This is a genomic window from Kiritimatiellia bacterium, assembly GCA_028715905.1.
Classification (GTDB): Bacteria; Verrucomicrobiota; Kiritimatiellia; order JAAZAB01; family JAAZAB01; genus JAQUQV01.
In genome coordinates, this window is sequence record JAQUQV010000026.1 from 1 (window position 1) to 20,668 (window position 20,668).

Sequence of the window (20,668 nt, forward strand, 5' to 3'; positions counted from 1 at the left end):
TTGCGCTACGGCGAAAGCGTCACCCTGACGGCCTACAACGGCTATCTGTATTCCTGGTCCCTCGCAAACGAAACATACGGCGTCCTGAGTTCGCGGAGCGGAATGATGGTAACCTACACCAGCATTTGCGACCCAGCAACCCCCGTCTCGCAGGTGGTCAAGGTAACCTCCACCTTCTCCGCCAACAGCGCTTACGTCTCTTCAACCAACGGCTCTTCAGCCACCAATACGGCCGAGGCTTACATAACGCATATTTCCTCAACCAGCGATCTCATTACGGCCGCATCCGCGCCGTAATGCCGGCGTGAAAACATCGCTCTTCCTTGTCAACGCCTGCCCGGCTCTGATGGATTGGCTCATTTTTCTGGCCACCTTTGCCGTCCTGTATCGCGCCGGCGAACAGCGCCTTACCTTTACCCAATGCGCCTGGCTGGCGGGAACTTCAGCCTTCTTTTACATGCTTGCCAGCCTGGGCGCGGGTTTCATAACCTCAAGAAAAAACGCCCGGCTGATTCTCTGGCTCAGCACCGCCCTGACCCTCCTGGGAATCATGGTCTGCCTCTTTGCCGGCCGATTCAATACGATGCTGGCCGGCATGGCAATGCTGGGGGTTTTTCCGGCATTGTTTTTCAATTCATTCCAGGCTTTCATGCGCGGCGAATCCGCGCCGGGGGGGCTCATGAAAACCGTCGGCATTTATACCCTCTCCTGGAGCATGGGAACGGGAATGGGTTTTATCTCTTCCGGATCGTTTTACAGCCACGGTCCCAGCCTGCTGGCGGTTTTGTCGCTGGCCATAGGCCTGGCCATAATTATAGTTATCATCCGCCACAAGCGGCGGCCGCTGGAAGAAATTTCATCGGAAGAATATGTTGAAACGGAGGCGGCCGACGCGCGGCCGTCCAACGCCCGTTATGTATGGGTGGGCTGGATAATAATTTTCACCGCCATGTTTGTCCAGAAACCCCTGACAAGTTTTTTTCCCGCGATTTGCGCGGCGCAGGGCGTCGGCTCGCTGGCGGCCAGCCTGCCGTTGTTCCTTATCTTTGCGGTCCAGGCTTTCGCCGGCCTGATTATGGCCCGATGCCGCCGCTTCCTTTACCGGCGTTCCCCGTTTGTGGCCGCGCACGCTCTGGCCGCGCTGTTGTTTTTTATAATCTGGATCCGGCCCGTGATGAGCGTCAGCGTTTTCGCCTTCAGCCTGCTCGGCGTTTACTTCGGTTTCGCCTTTTTTTGCAGTGTTTATTACAGCTCCAATTCCGGGAACCGCGTTCTCAATGTCGGCATCAATGAATTCCTGGTCGGCACGGCTTCGCTGGCGGGGATTTTCATCAGTGAATGGTGGATGCGTTTTACCGCCGACAGCTCCAGCATGTACGCGGTTTGCGCGATAATGCTTTCCGTTTCAGTTGTGCTCCAATTTTTCACCGCGGGGGCGGCGCATTATGAGCGCGGACGGCGGCAAAAGATCGCCGCAGGGGAAAAAGACTGACGCCATAAGGCGGCGGTCCCGCCGCCCGAAACAAACGGCTGGCGCCCCGCCGTTAATCCGCAAGCATCATTTGCGGAAAGAATGATATTTTGTTTGTTTTTCCCTTGCCTTCTACGGCAAAAAAACTATTGTGTTACAGATATGCCGGGGGAGTAGCGCAATTGGCTAGAGCATCGGCTTGTCACGCCGAAGGTTGCGGGTTCGAGCCCCGTCTCTCCCGCCACAATCGCGCGCCCGGCTTAATCGCGTGAAAAACAAAGTCTCGTCAGAAAAAGAATAGGAGGAACATTCCATGAAAACACTGTTTTCCACCATCCTGACCGCGGCCCTTTTGTTCACGCCCTGTTTTTCACGGGCGCAGTCGCCGGAAGAGCTCATGGGCGTGCCGCCGGATGAATTTGAAAACCCGGCCCAGATTTATCTTAACTCGGTTATGGAGCGCTCCGACCAGATGCTCCAGGCCAAGGATGAAAACGGGGCGCTGGCGCTCCTGACCGAAAATTTTGACCACTTCGCCCGCCTGCGCGCCTCTCTTTCCGCCAAGATGCTGGATATCTTCCTGGCCGGGGATAACGCCGCGGAAGCCAAGCGTTTTTTTCTGCAGCATGCGCCGCAGGACCCGGAAATCGCCCGTGCCGGCATTGACAAAATTTATTCGTATTACCTCCGCAAACAGGATAATGACGCAATCATTGAATGGACCGCGCAGTTGCTGAAACTGCCGCTCCCGGAAGATCTGCAGCCGCTGGTCTTCAACTGGCGCCTGAACGCCGTCTGTTCCGGCGGAACCCTGGAGAAGGCGCGCGACATCATCAAAACATGCGGCGCCGCCTTTTCCCCTGAAACCTGCCGGACCATATTCGCGCCGGCCCTCTCTTCCCTCGTTGAAAAAAACAAATACGACGACGCCGACCGACTCCTGAACATGATTGAAAAGGAAGGCAAGGGCGCCGGGGAATTGCGCTCCATGGCCGCGGCCGAAAAAACGAAAATATTCATCCTGCGGGAACAATGGAAAGAGGGCAAGGAGTTTCTCATGAAAAAGCTGGCGGATTTGTCCGACGGCGATTTGGCCGGAACGATTTCCTTTGCCGCCGCCAAAGCCCGCAAAGACGCGGAATTTGACGCGGTTGACCAGATGTGCATGTTTACCCTCAAAAACCGGCAAATAAACAGCGGCGCGGGAAACGCGGCCGCGCGCGCTTCGCTTGCCATGCTGAAAGCGAACAATAAAATCCCCCTGATTCCCGCGCGGCTCGGGGAATTCATGGACATGGGCTTGAAAACACCCGCCCTCTATTCTGTTTATTGCGACTATTTTTATCCGGTTGTTATGCAGGAAAACAGGGATTTGGCAAAACAAATGATGGCTTTCGGCGATAAGTTCGGCGGCCAACTGGAAAAAACGGACGATCAAAAACAAATGGCCCTGTTCGGAATAGACGCTTTGTTCATCATCGGCGATTACGAGGGGGCGCTGCAAGCCGCCGCGGAAAATAAAAAATACTGGCCAAAGGACTGGCTGGATTCAACCCGGGCGAAAATCGGGGCGCACCTTGCGCTGGAAAAAAAGAATTACAGCGAAGCCGTGGAAGGCTTCAGGAAGTACATGGTTTACATAGCCGAAAACAAAGTCGGCTCATACAACCCGATCAACGAACAGATATACACGCCGGACATGCTGCTGGGATTCAACGCCATGCGAATCGGCAATATCCTGCGCGACAACCTCAAGGACGAGCCGGGCGCCCGCAAAGCCTACGACGAAGCCGAAAAATACTTCAAAAAAGCGGCAAAGGATGTCAGGCCGGACACCAAGGAAGCAAAATATATTGAGGAACAGATGGCTTTGCTTGACGCCCGCAAAAAGCAATGAGCAGGGCAGAACGCAGAAGGAGAAAATAATCAGCCGGCGCTATCCCGGAATTGCCCTTCTTCCATGGCCGTCCCGTCTGAATCTTCCGGCATGAAACACAGGGGCTTCCTTTAATGAGTAATGGGTTTTCAGACAAGGGCAGCGTCGGTTTGGTTGAAACAAAATACCGGCGCCTGGAACTGCCGCCGGAAGGATTTAAACTGGAAAACGGCGGCCTGCTCCCCGAACTGCAGGTGGCTTACGAAACCTACGGCCGCCTCTCGGAAAAAGCCGATAATGCCGTCTACATCTGCCATGCGCTGACCGGCGACGCCCATGTCGCCGGCTGCCATACCCCCGGGGACTCCAAGCCGGGCTGGTGGGACGCCATGATCGGCCCCGGAAAGGGCATTGACACCAACCGCTTCCACGTGATCTGCGCCAATATCCTCGGCGGCTGCAGGGGCACCACCGGCCCCTCTTCCATTGACCCGCGCACCGGCAAACCGTACGGCTCTTCCTTCCCTTCCATCACCATCGCGGATATCGTGAAAGTCCAGCAACTCCTGCTGCGCCAACTGGGTATTTCCCGCCTGGCGGCGGTGGTCGGCGGTTCGCTCGGCGGAATGCAGGCGCTGGAATGGAGCATCCGTTTTCCGCAGATGACCGCCAAATGCGTCTGCATCGCCTCCGGAATGAACCTTTCGGCGCAGGCGCTGGCTTTTGACATCGTCGGACGCAACGCCATCATATCCGATCCGGCCTGGGCCGGCGGCGATTACTACCAGAACAGGGACAAACCAGCGGAAGGCCTGGCCCAGGCGCGGATGATTGGACACATCACCTATTTGTCGTCGGAAAACATGAAACGCAAGTTCGGCCGGGAGAAAAAAAAATTATCCGATCCCCTGCCGCGTTTCGCCACTCCGTTCCAGGTGGAAAGCTATCTGGATTATCAGGGCGAAAAATTCGTGCACCGCTTTGACGCAAACTCCTACCTGCATATCACCGAGGCCATGGATGTTTTTGACCTGGCGGAAAACACATCCGAGCCGGCCGACGCTTTCCGCAACGTTGACCCCAAAACGCGTTTCCTGGTGGTGGCCCTCAGTTCCGACTGGCTTTTCCCCCCGGAACAATCGCTCCAGCTGGCCGGCGCGCTGATCCGCGCCAAAAAACGGGTTTCATACTGCCTTTTGCGCTCGCCTTACGGGCACGACGCATTTCTGGTTGAAATTGACCACCTCGCCGAGGTCATGCGCGCCTTCCTGGAATCACCCGACGGACCGGCAGCGCAAATCTCGCAACACGCCGTTGCCGGCCGGCCGCGCCGCGGCGCCGCCTTCCGCGGCAAAACCGATTCCCCGGACGAATTCCCCTTCATCATTGAACGGATCAAACCCGGCGCAGCCGTGCTTGACCTCGGTTGCGGCGACGGGCGGCTGCTCTGCGAGCTTTTTGCCGCGAAAAGCATTTCCGGGCTCGGCCTGGATATTGACCTTGACAATATTATCAGCGTAATCCGCAAGGGATTGGACGTGTTTCAGTGCGACCTGGATGCCGGGTTAAACTCAATCCCCGACAAAACATACGATTACGCCGTTCTCAGCCAGACCCTGCAAGTCGTGCGCAAACCCCGCCAACTGCTCAACGAAATGCTCCGCGTGGCCCGCGTCGGCGTCGTCAGTTTTCCGAATTTCGGCAATTGGCGCTACCGCCTGCGGCTGGGATTGACCGGGAAAATGCCGGTCTCAGATTCCCTGCCCTTTGAATGGTATGACACGCCGAACATTCACCTTTCAACGCTCCGCGACTTCCGGGCGCTTTGCGCCTTGGACCGCATCCGCATCCGGGAGGAAACCTGCATCCCGCGTAATTTTGCGGACATGATTTTCACCAAAATCGGCTGGCGCAATCTCGGGGCCGACCGGATTCTGATTGAAATTTCACGCGACGAATAAAAAACAATGCATTTTCACGGCCATTCGGATGAATTTTGCGCGCTTTGCGTGCAAAATTCAGATATCAATTGCCCAGACTGCGGAGAAAACGCATGAAACTGAAGGAATGGATGGACCGCTCGTTGCCCGCGATAGTTGACCGCATGGCCAACACCACAAATTGCCCGGCGCTTGTCAACACCGAAAAAAGCTTCAACCTTGCCGGACAGAAATCCGTCTACGCGGTGGTGGAAGAACTCCTGGGCATTCTTTTCCCGGGCTGCCACGGTTCCGGCCCCCTCCCCGAAAAGCAACTAACCGATTTTTACGGCGCCCGGCTGCGCGCGATTTCCGCGCGCCTCGCCGACCAGGTGGAAAATGCCTTCCGTTACCAGTGCCTGGTGGAAAAATGCGGAAACTGCGGCGACTGCCGCGCCCGGGCCGAGGAGGCGGCAACCTTCCTGATTGAACAACTGCCGTCAATCCGCGAACTATTGCAGAAGGATATTCAGGCCGCTTACGAAGGCGACCCAGCCGCAAGGTCTTTCATGGAAATAGTGATGAGTTATCCCGGCCTGCAAGCCATCGCCGTGCACCGTCTGGCTCATCCGCTCTATGAAAAGGGAGTCCCCCTTATCCCGCGCATCATGACCGAACTGGCGCATTCGCGCACCGGCATTGACATTCACCCCGGGGCCAAAATCGGCGCCGGATTCTTCATTGACCACGGCACCGGCGTGGTGATCGGTGAAACCTGCGTCATCGGCAAAAACGTGAAAATCTACCAGGGCGTTACCCTGGGCGCGTTGAGTTTTCCCAAGGATGAACAGGGCAATCCGATCAAAGGCATCAAGCGCCACCCGGAAGTGCGGAACAATGCCACCATTTACGCCGGCGCCACCATCCTCGGCGGCCAAACCATTGTCGGCGAGGGGGCGGTGATCGGCGGCAACGTGTGGCTTACCCATTCCGTGCCGGCCGGCGCAACGGTCTATAACCGCCAGCCGAAACCGGAGATCAAGATGGGCACGGACGGCGCGCGGAAAACTTCAAAACCCAACGTTCAACCTTGAACGCCGAACATAAATTCACCGGTTTTACCCCGCGGTGTTTCGCCGCGGCAGTTGGCCGGACGCGGCGTGCGCAGTATCTGCCGGGGCTTTTTTTAATAACCGCCTCTTTCCTCGCGCCCTTGCGCCTTTCCACGGCGGCAGGGGCCGCGCGGCCGGCCCCCGTCATCGTCTGCGATGAATGCGAATGTTTTTTCGGGGCGGTTCCCAACACGGAAGTCATCCGCCACGAGTTCATTCTCGCCAACGAAGGCGCGGCCCCGCTTCATATTCCGGCCGTGCGCACGGACTGCGGATGCGTTGCCGCGCGGGTTGATGACGACACGCTTGCCCCCGGCGAGCACACGGCGCTCAGGGTAATTTTTAAGCTGAAGGGGCGCAGCGGGCCGCAAATGCGGCGCATTATTGTTGAATCAAACGATCCAAAGGCGGCGCAGCTTGTTTTGGCGCTGATCGGCGAGGCGCTCGCCCCCCTTGAAATCAAGCCCGGCCGGATTGCATGGGGCATTGTCCACGAGGCCGCGCGGGTTGAAAAATCATGCGAAATAAGATTTGCCGAAGGCGACGAAACCTATATTACCGCCGTCGCGCCGGAAGACCCTTCCTTTGCGGCGGAATTCGTCAGCCTCAAGCCGCGCCGGGTTTACAGAATAACCGTGCGCACCGCGCCGCCCCTGCGCCCGGGATCCTTCCAATCAACCCTGCGGGCGCTGACGGATCACCCCCGTTTCAAGATTATTGAAATTCCGATGCAGGGCCGCGTGGTCGGGGATATTTACGCTGTTCCCGGGGAAATCGTCATCCCCTCCCGGAAGCGCGGGACGGACGCGTTTTCCCTGATGGTTTATTCCGGCCAGGAAAAAAAATTCAAGCTCCTCCGGGCGGAACCGCCCGCGCCGGAGATAAAAACAACCCTCCGCCCGATGGCGGGAAACCGCGCCTGGCGGATTGACATAGACAATATCATGCCGTCTGACAAGCTCAATGGAACCGATCTTGTCATTTTTACCGATTCAGACGCAACGCCGGTCCTGAAAGTCCCGATCAGGACGCCGGACGCCGGCGAACGGCACAATTAAACGTTATGCCCTTTAACGGACACAATGATCCGCTTTTTTCGTTCATACCCCAATAAATTCTCAGAAAAAGGCTTGCTTATTGCCGGATATTGTATTTAATTCCTTGTTTTCCCGAAATGACAGGGCGGTTTCAGGGAATTAACTGAACATAACAATCGGCCCATAAACCGTGAAAGAAGACGACAGGCCACAGGCTTCAGACCGCAAAAGCAATCCGCATAATATGCGGATGACCGCGCCATCCACGCTGCGGCGCGTTACAGTTCCCATGGGCAGCGCAAAATAACCATGAAAACCGCATGGAGCCTTGCGGCCGGCGTTACAGATCAGGGCAATATGGAATCAGACACTATTAAAAAAAGAAAAGAAACCGGGATTGACGCCGAAACCTTCGGCAAAAACAAACAGGCGGACCTGGCCGCAATGTATGAAGAATCCCTGAAAAACATAAAGGAAGGCAGCATCGTCAAGGGCAAGATCCTGCACGTCAGCCCGGGCGGCGTGGTTATTGACATCAACTATAAATCCGAGGGCTTTGTGCCCGCCGAGGAATTTCCCGATCTGGAAAAAATCCAGTCCGGCGACGAGGTGGAAGTCGTGCTGGAGCAGATTGAAGACGACGATGGGCGCATCATTTTAAGCAGGCAAAAGGCCGAGCAACAGCGCATGTGGGATAACGTTCTGGCCTCAAGCGGCGAAGGCAGCATTCTGGAGGGAGAAATCAAGAGCCGGATCAGGGGCGGAATGATCGTTGATATTCACGGCGTCAAGGCTTTCCTGCCCGGCTCCCAGCTTGATATCCTGCCGGTCCGCAACCTGGACGATTTTATCGGCAAAAGATTTGAATTCAAGGTGATGAAGGTTGACCGCAGCCGGCGCAACATCGTCCTCTCCCGCCGCGAACTGATTGAACAGCGCCGGCGCGAGAAGCGGAAAAGCATAATGATGGATATAAAAATCGGGCAGTTGCGCACCGGAACGGTCAAAAATATCACCGACTTCGGCGCCTTCATTGACCTCGGCGGCCTGGACGGCCTCCTGCACATTACCGACATGAGCTGGGGACGGACCAGCCATCCTTCAAAAATACTCAAGGTCGGCGACTCGGTTGAAGTCATGATTCTTGACATTGATTTTGAAAAGGAACGGGTTTCGCTCGGACTGAAACAAAAAACGCCCAATCCCTGGGATAATATTGAGCAGAAATATCCGGTTGGCAGCCGCGTGCACGGCCGGGTGGTCAACTTGATGCCCTACGGCGCATTTGTGGAGCTGGAAGGGGGCGTTGAGGGACTCGTGCATATTTCCGAAATGTCGTGGATACAGCGCGTCGGCCGCGCTTCCGACGTGCTTTCCGTCGGAGACGAAGTGGACGCGGTCGTCCTCAATATCAACCGCGAGGAACAGAAAATATCCCTCGGCATACGCCAGACAACCGCCAACCCGTGGGAACAGGCCCGTGAACATTACCCGGTCGGCTCGCGGATCGCGGGCACCGTCAAGAATCTTACCTCTTACGGGGCCTTTGTGGAACTGCAGGAAGGCATTGACGGTATGATCCATGTCTCCGATATGTCCTGGACCAAAAAGGTTGAACATCCGTCCGAGCTGTTGAAAAAAGGCGACCAGGTTGAGGTTATTGTCCTTGAAGTCTCCCCCGAAAATCAGCGCATCAGCCTCGGCCTGAAACAGGCCCAGGCCGATCCCTGGACGACCATCGCCTCAAAGTACAAAATCGGCCAGATGGTTGAGGGAACCGTCACCAAGCTGACCTCCTTCGGCGCATTCGTGCAGATTGAAGAGGGCTTTGAAGGCCTGGTGCCGGTCTCGCAAATCAGCGACGATAAAAACGGCAAACCCGGCGGCGCCATCAACCCGGAACAGCAGGTCAAGGCGCGGGTCATTAAAATAGACCAGATTGAACGCCGCATCGTTCTGAGCATCAAGGCCGCCTCCGTGCCCGAGGAAGAGTTTGAGGTCAAGGAAGAAATGCTGGCCGGATTGAAACCTGGCGAAGATATCGTTGACCTGGCCGGCGCCTTTGATGAAGCCTTCGGCGTTGCCGGAGAAGTCAAGGAATGGCGGCCCGGCGAAAAAAAGGACAAAACCCCGGAAACCGGCAAACAAGAAGGTTGAAGCGGGCGTAGAGTTGCGCCGCGTTGAACGGGCCGCGCCGGGCAACCGGCGGCGCGCGCAAATCAAACCTTTTTCCGCCCAAGGCTAAAACGGCGCCATCCAAAACAAACGGCTGGCCGGGCTGTTTCCGCCGGAGGCTGATCCGCCTCCGGAAAAACTTCTCCGCAAAACTGTTGCATGTTTTAATTGAATAACATTTTGCCGCGCGCAAAACACAGATGCACAATATGGATGCCGAGCGCCAGCTTGAAATTATCGCCGGCCGGACGGTCAATCTGGTTTCAAAAGAAGAACTGCGGCGCAAGCTTGAAAATTCAATCGCCAGCCAAAGGCCGCTGCGCGTTAAATACGGCGCCGATCCTTCCGCCCCGGATATCCATGTCGGCCACGTCGTAGCCCTGAAAAAGCTGCGCGAGTTCCAGGACCTGGGCCATACCGTCGTTTTTATCATCGGCGATTTCACCGCCATGATCGGCGATCCCTCCGGCCGCTCCGAGACCCGCAAGCCGCTCGCGCGCGAAGAGGTAACCGCGAACGCCAAGACCTACCAGGAGCAGGTGCGCCGCATCCTGGACCCGGCCCGAACCGAGGTCCATTTCAACTCCGAATGGCTCGCGAACATGACCTTTGACAACGTGCTCAAATTGTCCGCGCGCCTGACCGTGGCCCAGATGCTCGCACGCGAAGATTTTCAGAAGCGCTTCCGCGAAAACCTGCCCATTTCAATCGTTGAATTCACCTACCCCATCATTCAGGGATACGATTCGGTCATGGTTGAAGCCGACGTTGAAGTCGGCGGGACCGATCAGCTCTTTAACCTGCTGATCGGCCGCGACCTGCAAAAATCTTTCGGATGCGCACAGCAGGTAATCATGACCCTCCCCCTCCTGGAAGGACTGGACGGCGTGAAAAAAATGAGCAAAAGCCTCGGCAATTATATCGGCATCACCGAGCCGGCGCGGGAAATATTCGGAAAAGTCATGTCCATTCCGGACGAACTCATGTGGCGCTATTTTTCGCTCGTGCTCTGCCGGCGGGATGTTGAGGTGCAAAGCCTGCGGGAAGCCATGGCCGCCGGCAAACGCCATCCGCGCGAGCTCAAGGACGAACTGGCCCGCGAAATCACGGCCATGTTCCACGGCCGGGACGCGGCCCGGGCGGCCTCGGAAGAATTTGCCCGCGTGTTCAGCGGCCATAAATTGCCGGACGCCATTCCCGCCGCAAATATTCCCGCCGCAAGCCTCAAGGACGGCAAAGCGGGGATTGTCGCCCTGCTCGCCGCCGCCGGCCTGGCGGAAAGCAAAAGCGCCGCGCGCCGCCTGGTCCAACAGGGCGCCGTGAAAATTGAAGGGCGGAAAATCACGGACGTCAACGCCGAAATCGCCGTCGCCGATGAAAACATTCTCCAGGCCGGCAAGCGCGGAATCGTCCGCCTCAAAATCATTTAAAAAAACCGCTTGCTTTATCGCTAAACCAGGCTAGAATCAACGCGTTTTTCAGAACAAAAACACATGCATGGGAGGATAAAATGAAAGTTCCTTTTTACGGCCACGTGCGGCAGTACCACAACATCAAGAACGAAATTGACGCCAACATAAGCAAAGTCCTGGAAAGCGGCGAGTATGTCATGGGCCCTATGCTCAAGCAGTTTGAACGGGAACTGGCCGCATACTGCGGCACGAAATACGCCGTCGGAACCGGCAACGGCACGGATGCCATCTGGCTTTCCCTCCTCGCGCTCGGCATCGGCCCGGGCGATGAATGCATCACCCACCCCAACACCTTTTTCGCCACCGCCGAGGCCATCTGGTTCACCGGCGCCACCGTCGTGTTTGTGGATTGCGATCCCAAAACCAAATGCATTGATCCCTCCAAAATTGAAGCCGCCATCACGCCCCGCACAAAGGCCATTGTTCCCGTGCACCTCTACGGCCAGTGCGCGGACATGCCGGCCATCAGGAAAATAGCCGACAAGCACAACCTGTTCATCGTGGAGGACAATGCCCAGGCTTTTGGCGCGCGCGGCGACACCTTTAAAATCGGTGAACTTTCCAAAGCGGCCACCACCAGCTTCATTATCCAGAAAAACCTGGGCACTTTCGGCGACGGCGGCGCCATTGTAACCAATGACCCGGAAATTGACCGGATTGCCCGCAAATTGCGCAATCATGGCTCCGAGAAACGTTCCTGCCACAGCATGGGTTACAACAGCCGGCTGGATGATTTGCACGCCGGCATCCTGAGCGCAAAGCTTAAACATATTGACGGGTGGAACGATCAGCGCCGCAAACTGGCGGCGAAATACACCGCGGCCCTGCAAAACGCCAGGTCGTTTACGCTGCCGTATGAAAAACCCGGTTACAGACATATTTACCATCTGTACGTCATTGAGTTGAAGAAGACGGAGCAGCGCGATGCCATGCTGAAATTCCTGAATGAAAACGGTATTGACGCCAAGTGCCATTACCCCATCGCCATCCATCAGCAGGAGGGATACCCCTGGGGCAAACAGGCCAGGATTGCGGGTGAAATCGCCAACGCGGAATACAACGCCGCGGCCTGTGTTTCCCTGCCCATGTTCCCGGAACTGACCGACGCGGAAATCGGGCATGTGATTGAAAAGGTACTGGAATGGGACAAGCAGAACTGTTGACAGCCTAATTTCTTCTGAAGGACAGATTCTGAAAGGCAGGGCGAGTCCCACGTGGATTCGCCCTGCTATTTTTTTATTTCCATTATTGCCTTCTGTTCAAATATTCTTATCATTGCACGTGTATTTAGGTGTGTCATTCGGCAGGACAATCCATGTAGGGGCTTCGCTCTTCGAAGCCCGCCCGGAGGGCGTCGTCAAGCGGCGCCCCTGCAAAACAGGATGAATAGCGGTTTTATCGGATATAAACCTTTTGGGCCATTACTGCAGAACCAAACACTAATATGAAAACAAGAACGTTATTTAATTGCTTCGTCTGCATTCTCCTGCTGTCCACCTCGCTCCGCGCAATTGACCGCGACAAGGAATATTTCAAGTCGCCCGACCACTGGGAACTTACACTTGGCGACCAGAAGGATTATTTTGAGGCAGGGCTGGAGAAATTCTGTTCCGCCGGCAACATTGCGGCCCAATCCCTGGATTATGTCTGCGGCACGGAACACTCCCTTCATAAAATGTTCAAGGATAAATACTGGTTCAAGGGAAACATTTCCTCAAATGTTTCCATCTCCCTGGCCAAAAACGAGAGGGAATCATTTCAAGTCGCCGTTCTGCCGCTCAAGGACAAAACACTCTGCGGCATGACGGCTGCTCTGACTCCGCTCGTCAACGACGCCGGACAAAGATTTCCAGAAGATTCGGCAAAAATATTCAACGTTGAATACGTGGAAACCACCAATGCCTGTTATCCGGTCGCGCACAAGGGCTGGTGGCCGGACCCGCTGGTTCCCATGACTGCCGTTGACGTGCCGCCCGCGGAGACCAGGGCTTTCTGGATAGAAATCCGCTCGCCGGCGGATATCCCGGCCGGCGCTTACCGCGGCATTTTGACCATATCCGGAACAAACACGGAGCCGTTCAAAATCAACGTGAATGTTGAGGTTTGGGATTTTACCCTGCCAAAGGAACAGATTGTTCAGACCTGCACCTGGCTTTCCTCCGCCAACTGCGGCAAGAGATACGGCAAGGATCGCGAATTGGAAATGCACCGCGTCTATGCCGAATATTTCCTTGACCATAAAATCAATCCTTTGGACCTGGGAAACGCGCATTATAAATCCAATGACTATTCCGCGGCAACCAAAGACCTGGAAAACGGATTTGAACACGGCCTGAGCCGTTTTCAAATCCCGCGCCTCAAGGGCGAAGCACTGAAAAAATACTGCGATTATTTGAATGAAAAGGGCTGGCTTGACAAGGCCATGATTTACGGCTACAAGGATGAGCCGCATCCGCGGGATTACCCCGCTTTCCGCAGGGATTCGGAGGCAATCCGCGCAACGGTTCCGGACCTGAAAATTTTCATGGCCGAAAGCCCCCACCCCGGCCTGTACGGCGCCGTGGACATATGGTGGTCTTCCATGCCCGCCAACGACATGGAGGCAATCCGCAACCAGCTTGCCGGCGGCCAGGAAGTCTGGTGGTACCGCTGCGGCATACCGGTGCGCCTTGAATATTACCGCCCGTTTTATGAATATCCAAGCGATGTTCTGCTGGACCGGCCTTCAATTGACATCCGTATTTTTTACCTCATGATCTGGAAATTCAAGATGACCCCGGCCACGTTCTTCTGGTGCGGCATGCACTGGCCGAAGGGATTTGACAAATGGCCGGCGGAATCAGGCCTGACCAGCCCGGGGCAATGGAATGGCGATGGTTACGTTGTCTACCCGGGCGAGAACGGGCCCCTGCCTTCCATCCGCCTGGAATGCATGACGGACGGGATTGAAGACTTTGAATATATTCATCTCCTTAAAAACGCCATTGAAAAATCAAAGAATATGTCCGCTGAAGATATTGAGGCCGCGAAAAAGCTGCTGGCCATTCCGCCGGAATTGATTGTCTTTACTTACCACTATAACAAGGACCCGCACGCGCTCTTTGCCTTCCGCAAACAGGTTGCGGAGATGATTCTGAAATTATCCAGGTAAAGATCGGAGGATCGGGGGCATTTTCATTTCTTTGCACCGAAGGCCCGGCCCGCCGTAAGGCCGGCCTTGAAATCTGCTTGCCAAGACTGCGTTTTCCCTTTATGTTTCTGTCGGATTAAATACGAAACAGGTTCAGCGTTAATCTTTAAAAACCGTTAAAAGGGAGATAAGAAAATGAGCAGCAAATATCGCGTAATGATCGTCGGCATGGGCAAACGCGGCATGCATCACGCCCAGACTTTCCTCGCCAACGGCCGGTTTGAAATTTCCGCCATCTGCGACATAGATGAAAACCGCCTGCAGGCCGCCGCAGCCAAACTGGGCAATCCAAGAACCGGCCCAAACGCCGAAACCCTGATTAAGGAAGCAAAACCGGACGTGTTCTGTTTCTGCACGCTCCCCAAACTGCGGCTGGATATGATCAAGCTGGCCGTCAAGGGCAAGGCCAAGCTGATCGCCTTTGAAAAACCGGTTGCGCTCACCAGCGCCGAGGGCATGAAAATCAAAAAGTTATTGGACAAAAAGGGCGTCAAAGCCGTGGTCAGCCACCAGCACCGCTATGGCGAACATTACCGCAAAGTGAAGGAAATAATCGCTTCCGGCGCGCTCGGCCGCGTGCACACGGTCTACGGCACGGCCTCCGGCTGGATGATGCATATGCTGAGCCACCTGATTGACTATACCCGCTGGTTTAACGATCAGGCCGGGGCCGAATGGGTCATGGCCCAGGCCGCCGGACGCGGCAAGCTCGCCGATGCCCACCCCTCCCCGGATTATATCGCCGGCTTTGTCCAGTTCAAAAACGGCGTGCGCGGCATCATTGAATGCGGCGCCGGCGCCCCCGACGTGCCCGAAGTTGACTACTGGTGGCGCAAATGCCGCATCGGCGCCCAGGGAACAGAAGGATTTGCGGAAGTCCTGACCGGGAGCGGCTGGCGGGCGGTTACCAAAAACGGCGGCGCCCAAAACGGACCCGGTTGCATGAATTATGAACTTGATATGCCGCCTTATATCCAGGAAATCGCCGACTGGCTTGACGACGACCGGAAAATTCATCCGTGCAATTTTGAGAGCGCCTACCAGGGCTTTGAAATCATGATGGCGTTTTGCCGCTCCATGATCCAGGGCGGACAGGTTGCCCTGCCGCTGGCCAAGCCCATGGATGAAATCAAAAAGCTGGGCAAAAAACTGCCGGCGGCCAAAGTCATGCTGTCAAATCCGCAAAACGCCGGGGAATACCACTGATTGAAAAATGGAAGCAATCATCAGGCCTGATAAAGACGGCGCCTGCCTCCTGACTGCGCGCCTGATAGCCAGCGCCCTCCGCTCCAAGCCGGACCTCGTGCTCGGCCTGGCCACCGGCCGCACCATGGAACGGGTGTATGAGATGCTGGCCGCAATGCATCGCCAGGAAGGCCTTGATTTTTCCGGATGCCGGACCTTCAACCTGGATGAATACGTCGGCCTCTCCGGCGACGAACAGACTTCCTACCGGTTTTATATGAACCAACACCTTTTCAGCAAGATCAATATCAAGCCTGAAAACACGCATTTGCCGAACGGCAAAGCCGAAGATCTGGCCGCGGAATGCGCGCGTTACGAAGAAAAAATCGCACGGAGCGGCGGCATTGATTTCCAGCTTCTGGGAATAGGGCAGGACGGCCATATCGGCTTCAACGAACCGCTTTCCGCCTTGCGTTCCCGCACGCGCGTCAAGGCGCTTTCCCCCGACACCATCCGGCAAAACGCGCAGTTTTTCAGCAGTCCCGCCAATATGCCGCGCCGCGCCATCACGATGGGCGTGGGAACCATCCTGGAAAGCAAGCGCTGCGTTCTCCTGGCGACCGGCGAGGCCAAAGCCGCGATCATCGCCAAGGCGGTTGAAGGCCCCATCACCTCAATGATCTCGGCTTCGGCCCTCCAGCTCCACCCGCATTGCACCATCATCGTTGACGAAGCCGCCGCCTTGAAACTGGAACGGATTGATTATTACCGCTGGGTTTTCGTCAATGAACCGGAATGGCAGGAATATATCAGCGGCTGAGGCCCCTTCAAGGAAATAGCTTGAAACAAACGACATATTATGGCAGAAAATCAGGAAATAACCATATTCCCGCGCGGAGTTTATCCGGCGTTTGCCGCGCCGCGGGAAAGGCGGAAGTAAAATCAAGGCATCCGGAGAAAAAAAATGAAAATGAATAAAATATCTCTTGAAGAGTTCAAACGGCGCCATACCGAAGCTCGGCGCAAAATCAATGAACGCAAGCTGGATGCCCTGCTCGTCCACAGCGACGAGGCCGAATTCGCCAACGTGCGATATTTTTCCGACTACTGGCCCATCTTTGAAAGCGCCGGCGTCTTCATCCCGGCCGAGGGAGACGCCACCCTGCTGATCGGACCGGAAAGCGAGACTTTCGCGCGCGACCACAGCGTGATCAAGGACATCAAAAAAATCCTTTATTACCGCGAATCGGCCGAGCCGAATTATCCCGGAATAACTTTGGATAAATTTGAGGACATCTTCAAATCCGCCAACAACGGCAAGGGCGTCAAACGGCTGGGCGTCGCCGGTTACACCGCCATGCCCGTTACCATTTATGAGGCCATGCGCCAGGCTCTGCCGAACGCCGAAATCATCAGGGCCGACGACATCATGTATGAAATGCGCATGATCAAAAGCGAACCGGAAATTGCCATGCTCCGGGAGGCCTTCCGCATTTCCGACCTGGCCGTGGCAGACGTGCTTGACCACATTCGCCCCGGCATGACCGAGCTTCAGGCGGTCGGCCTGGCGCAGGAATCGTTTTACCGGAACGGCGCCGAGTACGAGGCGCACCCCACCTATGTCCTCTCCGGCCCCAACAGTTCCCATGCCATCGGCCGGCCGGGACACCGCGTAATTCAGCAGGGCGACCTTGTCCAGCTGAACATCGGCGCCCGGGTTGGCGGATATTCACCCAGCATCGGAGTTCCGATCTGCATGGGCAAAATGGACGCCAAAATGCGCGACCTGGTCGCCTTCGGCCTGGAAGCTCATGTCAAAACCATGGAGTGGATGAAGGCCGGCGTGCCCGCCGGCACGGTCGCCGCCAGCTTTTTTGAGTTTGTCAAAAAACGCGGTTATGAAAAAAACCTGCTCTACGGCCCCTGCCACGGCCTGGGCATGATGGAAGTGGAACGTCCCTGGATGGAAACAACCTCAACTTACCCGCTGCGCGAAAATATGACCTTCCAGGTTGACACTTTCCTCTACTGCCCGCAATACGGCCTGCGCTGGGAAACCGGCGCGCGCATAACCGCATCCGGAGTGGAAGCGTTTTCCGGCAAATTCCGCAAAATAATTGAGATCGCCTGAAAGTTGGGTTGTGCAACGCATTATGTCAACGGAGGCCATCGGAGTGCTGGCCGCCATAATGATTTCTCCCTGCGGGTTGCCACTGAATTGCGCTTTTTGAGGAGTCGGCCGCCCAATTTCGGCGGATGCGGTCTGATCCGCCGCCGGACCATGGTTTACGGAAAACAACCCGATGAATGCTGAAGAAAAAAAACCGCAGTTTGAAATCGGAGCGGAAAAAGTCAACGCCGGGAAAATCATGGCGGAAATCAAAACGGCCGTAGCCGCCAAAACCGCGCGCGGGGTTTACCGCGACCTGCGCGTCGCGCGCGCCGAAATGGCCAACCTGGTCAACATGAGCGATGACGAAAGTTTTCTGAAATATTACCTGGAGTGCCTGCGCGACGCCGTCTTCGTGGATATCAATGATTTTGAAATCCGCGAAAAGCGGCGTTTCGGATCCGGCCTGCTGGTCGTTCTTAAAAAAATCATCTGGAATGCGCTGAAATTCTACACTTACCGTCTCTGGTCGCAGCAGAACCAGATCAACGGCCTGCTGGTAACGGCCCTGGAAAGCTTGGACGGCAAATACCGCGCGCGGATTGAAGCGCTGGAACGTAAATTGACCACATCTGACCCAAGCAAACTGCACCGCAAAGACGCAGAGATCGCAGAGAGCTGAATAATAAAAACTCTGCGTCCTCCGCGCGGCGGTAAAAAATCTATGCAAGACGGTAAATTGATTTTTGTTTCCCCCCGTTTCGCCGAAGGCCCGACCGTCGGCGGGGCCGAAACGCTGCTGAAAGCTTCGGCCCGACACGCCCGGGCCATGGGGTTCAAAGTCACCTTTCTGACCACCTGCGCCCGCGATCATTTCACCTGGCGCAACGAACTGGAAAGCGGCGCGCGGAATATTGACGGACTTGACGTCCATTTCTTCCGGGTGGATGAAGACCGGGATATCGGCGCTTTCCTCCGCGTTCAGGATGCCATCAGCCGCCGGGGAATTTATAGCCTGGAAGACGAAAAAACGTGGCTGGTTAACAGCGTCAACAGCCGCGCCCTGTGCGATTATTTGCGCCGAGAGGCCGATAACTGCGACTGGATAATCATCGGCCCCTACCTTTTCGGCCTCTCGTATTTTGCCGCGCGAATCCGCCCGGCAAAAACCATCCTGGCGCCCTGTCTCCACGACGAGGGATTCGCCTATGCGCGCTCTTTCCGGGAAATGTTCAGGGACGCCGCGGGTATCATGTTCAACTCCGGGCCGGAAATGGACCTGGGGCAAAAGCTTTACGGCCTGCCCGCGGAAAAATGCGCCGTGGTTGGCATGGGCATGGATTTTTTTGAAGCGCCGCCGGAGCTTTTTGCCGAAAAACATGATTTTCATGAGCCCTATCTCATTTATTCCGGCCGGCGCGAGGCGGGCAAGGGCATCCCGCTCCTCCTTGATTATTTCTCCCTCTTCCGCCAACGCCAAAAAACCGCCCTGAAAATGGTTTTCACCGGCTCCGGCCGGATTGACCCCCCCCCCGGCCTGGAGCCCCATATTCTTGACCTGGGATTTGTGGCGGAGGAGAAGAAGCGCGCGGCCATGGCCGGGGCCGTTGCTTTCTGCCATCCCTCCGTCAATGAAAGCTTCGGCATCGTTTTGCTGGAATCATGGCTGGCCCGCACGCCGGCCCTGGTCCATGCCCGCTGCGCCGTCAACCATGACCACTGCCGAAAAAGCAACGGCGGATTGTGGTTCGCCTCTTACCCCGAATTTGAGGAGGAGCTTCTTTTGCTGGCCGGCAACCGCAATCTGCGCGACCGCATGGGGCGCGCCGGACGGGATTATGTTTTGCGCGAATATGACTGGAAGAATATTGAAAGCAAATTTTGCGCGGCTCTGGACCAATTTGCGGAGAAATTTTACCCGCCCGCTTCGCTTGCGACACAGAGTTCGCAACGATAGGAATTTATTTGCGTATGAATATTCTGAACAATCAAATAAGACTTCGTTTCACCTCGGCGCCCTCCGCGCCCCGGCGGTGAATAAACAGTGAAGGCGATCCATCAATTCACGGCCGGTTTCACGAAAGGCGACGCCATCAGCAACGAGGCCGTGCTCCTGCGGAAAATTTTCCGCTCCTGGGGATATGAATCGCATATCTTCTGCGAACCGCACCGCGTCCTGCCGCAGTTGCGCCCTCAAACTTACGACGCCGCCCTGGCGGAAACTATCCTGAAACCCGGCGACCTGGCCGTGCTCCATCTCTCAATCGGCTCGGCCGTGAACGATCTCTTCGCCGCCCTGAAATGCCGCCGGGCCATCATTTATCACAACATCACCCCCCCGGAATATTTCCGCGGAATTCACGAACAGATCGCGCGCGACCTGGCCTGGGGCCGACAACAGGCCGCAAAACTGGCCGGCGCCGCCGAAATCGTCATGGCCGTCAGCCGGTTCAACGCGGACGAATTGAAAAGCATGGGATACGGCCCAGCGCAAATTCTCCCCCTCATTCTTGACGCCTCCGCCTTAAAATCAAGCCCCGACCGCGGCGTTCTGCGCTCCCTGGCCGACGGCAAAACCAATGTGCTTTTTGTCGGCCGCGGCGCGCCCAACAAACGGATTGAAGATTTGCTCTGCGCCTTTCATTACTTCCAGTCAACCCTGGAAAAGAACTCGCGCTTCATCCACGTGGGCTCATATACCGGCCTGGAAAGATACCAGGCGCTGGTGCAGGCCCTGGCGCGGCGGCTGGATATCCGGAACTGTGTTTTTGCCGGAAGCGTCAACCAGCAGGAACTGAACGCCTATTACGCGGGGGCGCATTTGTTCCTGTGCATGAGCGAACACGAGGGCTTCTGCATCCCCCTCCTGGAAAGCATGGTCCACGACCTGCCCGTCATGGCCTACGCGGCCGGCGCCGTGCCGGAAACTCTCGCCGGCGCAGGCGTTCTCTTCCGGGAAAAAAACTGGGACGAGGCGGCGGAAATGGCGGGGAAAATATTGAACGACCGAGAGTTGCGCGCCGGAATTATTTCAGGGCAAAGGGAGCGCCTGCGCCGTTATACGGGCCGCGACTTGGAGGGCGAATTGAAAAAAACGCTCGCCCCCGTCCTGGCGCGCTGA

At 56.2% G+C, this 20,668-nt stretch carries 16 protein-coding genes and 1 tRNA gene; all 17 read left to right on the forward strand.

Going from position 1 to position 20,668, the window contains the following annotated elements; translation table 11 throughout:
* Positions 1–297 (forward strand): hypothetical protein (locus tag PHP98_06690; protein ID MDD5483323.1); only part of this gene is annotated, 297 nt, incomplete at its 5' end.
* A 7-nt stretch (positions 298–304) separates the two neighbouring features.
* Complete coding sequence (locus PHP98_06695) at positions 305–1,492, forward strand: MFS transporter (GenBank protein MDD5483324.1); 1,188 nt, start codon at positions 305–307, stop codon at positions 1,490–1,492.
* A 146-nt stretch (positions 1,493–1,638) separates the two neighbouring features.
* Positions 1,639–1,715 (forward strand) — tRNA-Asp (locus tag PHP98_06700).
* 69 nt (positions 1,716–1,784) lie between these two features.
* Positions 1,785–3,368 carry a hypothetical protein gene (locus PHP98_06705; GenBank protein ID MDD5483325.1) on the forward strand — a complete coding sequence of 528 codons (1,584 nt, stop codon included), beginning with the start codon at positions 1,785–1,787 and terminating at the stop codon, positions 3,366–3,368.
* A 113-nt stretch (positions 3,369–3,481) separates the two neighbouring features.
* Positions 3,482–5,308, forward strand: coding sequence for a homoserine O-acetyltransferase (locus tag PHP98_06710; GenBank protein MDD5483326.1), 1,827 nt, complete (start codon positions 3,482–3,484; stop codon positions 5,306–5,308).
* 92 nt (positions 5,309–5,400) lie between these two features.
* A complete protein-coding gene (locus tag PHP98_06715) occupies positions 5,401–6,360 on the forward strand; it encodes a DapH/DapD/GlmU-related protein (GenBank protein MDD5483327.1) in 960 nt (319 codons plus the stop codon).
* Positions 6,357–7,436 (forward strand): DUF1573 domain-containing protein, encoded by a 1,080-nt coding sequence (locus tag PHP98_06720; protein ID MDD5483328.1) that lies wholly within the window; start codon positions 6,357–6,359, stop codon positions 7,434–7,436. The genes PHP98_06715 and PHP98_06720 overlap by 4 nt, the downstream gene beginning before the upstream one ends.
* A gap of 288 nt (positions 7,437–7,724) precedes the next feature.
* Complete coding sequence (rpsA, locus tag PHP98_06725; GenBank protein MDD5483329.1) at positions 7,725–9,572, forward strand: 30S ribosomal protein S1; 1,848 nt, start codon at positions 7,725–7,727, stop codon at positions 9,570–9,572.
* 218 nt (positions 9,573–9,790) lie between these two features.
* Complete coding sequence (tyrS, locus tag PHP98_06730) at positions 9,791–11,020, forward strand: tyrosine--tRNA ligase (GenBank protein MDD5483330.1); 1,230 nt, start codon at positions 9,791–9,793, stop codon at positions 11,018–11,020.
* A gap of 80 nt (positions 11,021–11,100) precedes the next feature.
* Positions 11,101–12,225, forward strand: coding sequence for a DegT/DnrJ/EryC1/StrS family aminotransferase (locus PHP98_06735; GenBank protein MDD5483331.1), 1,125 nt, complete (start codon positions 11,101–11,103; stop codon positions 12,223–12,225).
* A gap of 281 nt (positions 12,226–12,506) precedes the next feature.
* A complete protein-coding gene (locus PHP98_06740) occupies positions 12,507–14,213 on the forward strand; it encodes a DUF6067 family protein (GenBank protein ID MDD5483332.1) in 1,707 nt (568 codons plus the stop codon).
* Between the two features lie 174 nt (positions 14,214–14,387).
* Entirely contained in the window at positions 14,388–15,458 is a 1,071-nt protein-coding gene (locus PHP98_06745) for a Gfo/Idh/MocA family oxidoreductase (GenBank protein ID MDD5483333.1), read from the forward strand.
* Between the two features lie 7 nt (positions 15,459–15,465).
* Positions 15,466–16,257 (forward strand): glucosamine-6-phosphate deaminase, encoded by a 792-nt coding sequence (gene nagB, locus PHP98_06750; GenBank protein MDD5483334.1) that lies wholly within the window; start codon positions 15,466–15,468, stop codon positions 16,255–16,257.
* A 150-nt stretch (positions 16,258–16,407) separates the two neighbouring features.
* The gene (locus PHP98_06755; GenBank protein MDD5483335.1) at positions 16,408–17,568 is read left to right on the forward strand and encodes a Xaa-Pro peptidase family protein; all 1,161 of its coding nucleotides are present in this window, start codon (positions 16,408–16,410) and stop codon (positions 17,566–17,568) included.
* A 172-nt stretch (positions 17,569–17,740) separates the two neighbouring features.
* Complete coding sequence (locus tag PHP98_06760; protein MDD5483336.1) at positions 17,741–18,229, forward strand: hypothetical protein; 489 nt, start codon at positions 17,741–17,743, stop codon at positions 18,227–18,229.
* 42 nt (positions 18,230–18,271) lie between these two features.
* Positions 18,272–19,504 (forward strand): glycosyltransferase family 4 protein, encoded by a 1,233-nt coding sequence (locus PHP98_06765; protein ID MDD5483337.1) that lies wholly within the window; start codon positions 18,272–18,274, stop codon positions 19,502–19,504.
* Between the two features lie 87 nt (positions 19,505–19,591).
* Positions 19,592–20,668, forward strand: coding sequence for a glycosyltransferase (locus PHP98_06770; protein MDD5483338.1), 1,077 nt, complete (start codon positions 19,592–19,594; stop codon positions 20,666–20,668).

Bases quoted from the DNA above. Each gene is read 5' to 3' on its own strand.
- tyrS (MDD5483330.1), top strand. From the start codon at position 9,791: ATGCACAATATGGATGCCGAGCGCCAGCTTGAAATTATCGCCGGCCGG.
- PHP98_06735 (MDD5483331.1), top strand. From the start codon at position 11,101: ATGAAAGTTCCTTTTTACGGCCACGTGCGGCAGTACCACAACATCAAG.
- PHP98_06765 (MDD5483337.1), top strand. From the start codon at position 18,272: ATGCAAGACGGTAAATTGATTTTTGTTTCCCCCCGTTTCGCCGAAGGC.
- PHP98_06715 (MDD5483327.1), top strand. From the start codon at position 5,401: ATGAAACTGAAGGAATGGATGGACCGCTCGTTGCCCGCGATAGTTGAC.
- PHP98_06760 (MDD5483336.1), top strand. From the start codon at position 17,741: ATGAATGCTGAAGAAAAAAAACCGCAGTTTGAAATCGGAGCGGAAAAA.
- PHP98_06705 (MDD5483325.1), top strand. From the start codon at position 1,785: ATGAAAACACTGTTTTCCACCATCCTGACCGCGGCCCTTTTGTTCACG.
- PHP98_06740 (MDD5483332.1), top strand. From the start codon at position 12,507: ATGAAAACAAGAACGTTATTTAATTGCTTCGTCTGCATTCTCCTGCTG.
- PHP98_06745 (MDD5483333.1), top strand. From the start codon at position 14,388: ATGAGCAGCAAATATCGCGTAATGATCGTCGGCATGGGCAAACGCGGC.
- nagB (MDD5483334.1), top strand. From the start codon at position 15,466: ATGGAAGCAATCATCAGGCCTGATAAAGACGGCGCCTGCCTCCTGACT.
- PHP98_06755 (MDD5483335.1), top strand. From the start codon at position 16,408: ATGAATAAAATATCTCTTGAAGAGTTCAAACGGCGCCATACCGAAGCT.
- PHP98_06710 (MDD5483326.1), top strand. From the start codon at position 3,482: ATGAGTAATGGGTTTTCAGACAAGGGCAGCGTCGGTTTGGTTGAAACA.
- rpsA (MDD5483329.1), top strand. From the start codon at position 7,725: ATGAAAACCGCATGGAGCCTTGCGGCCGGCGTTACAGATCAGGGCAAT.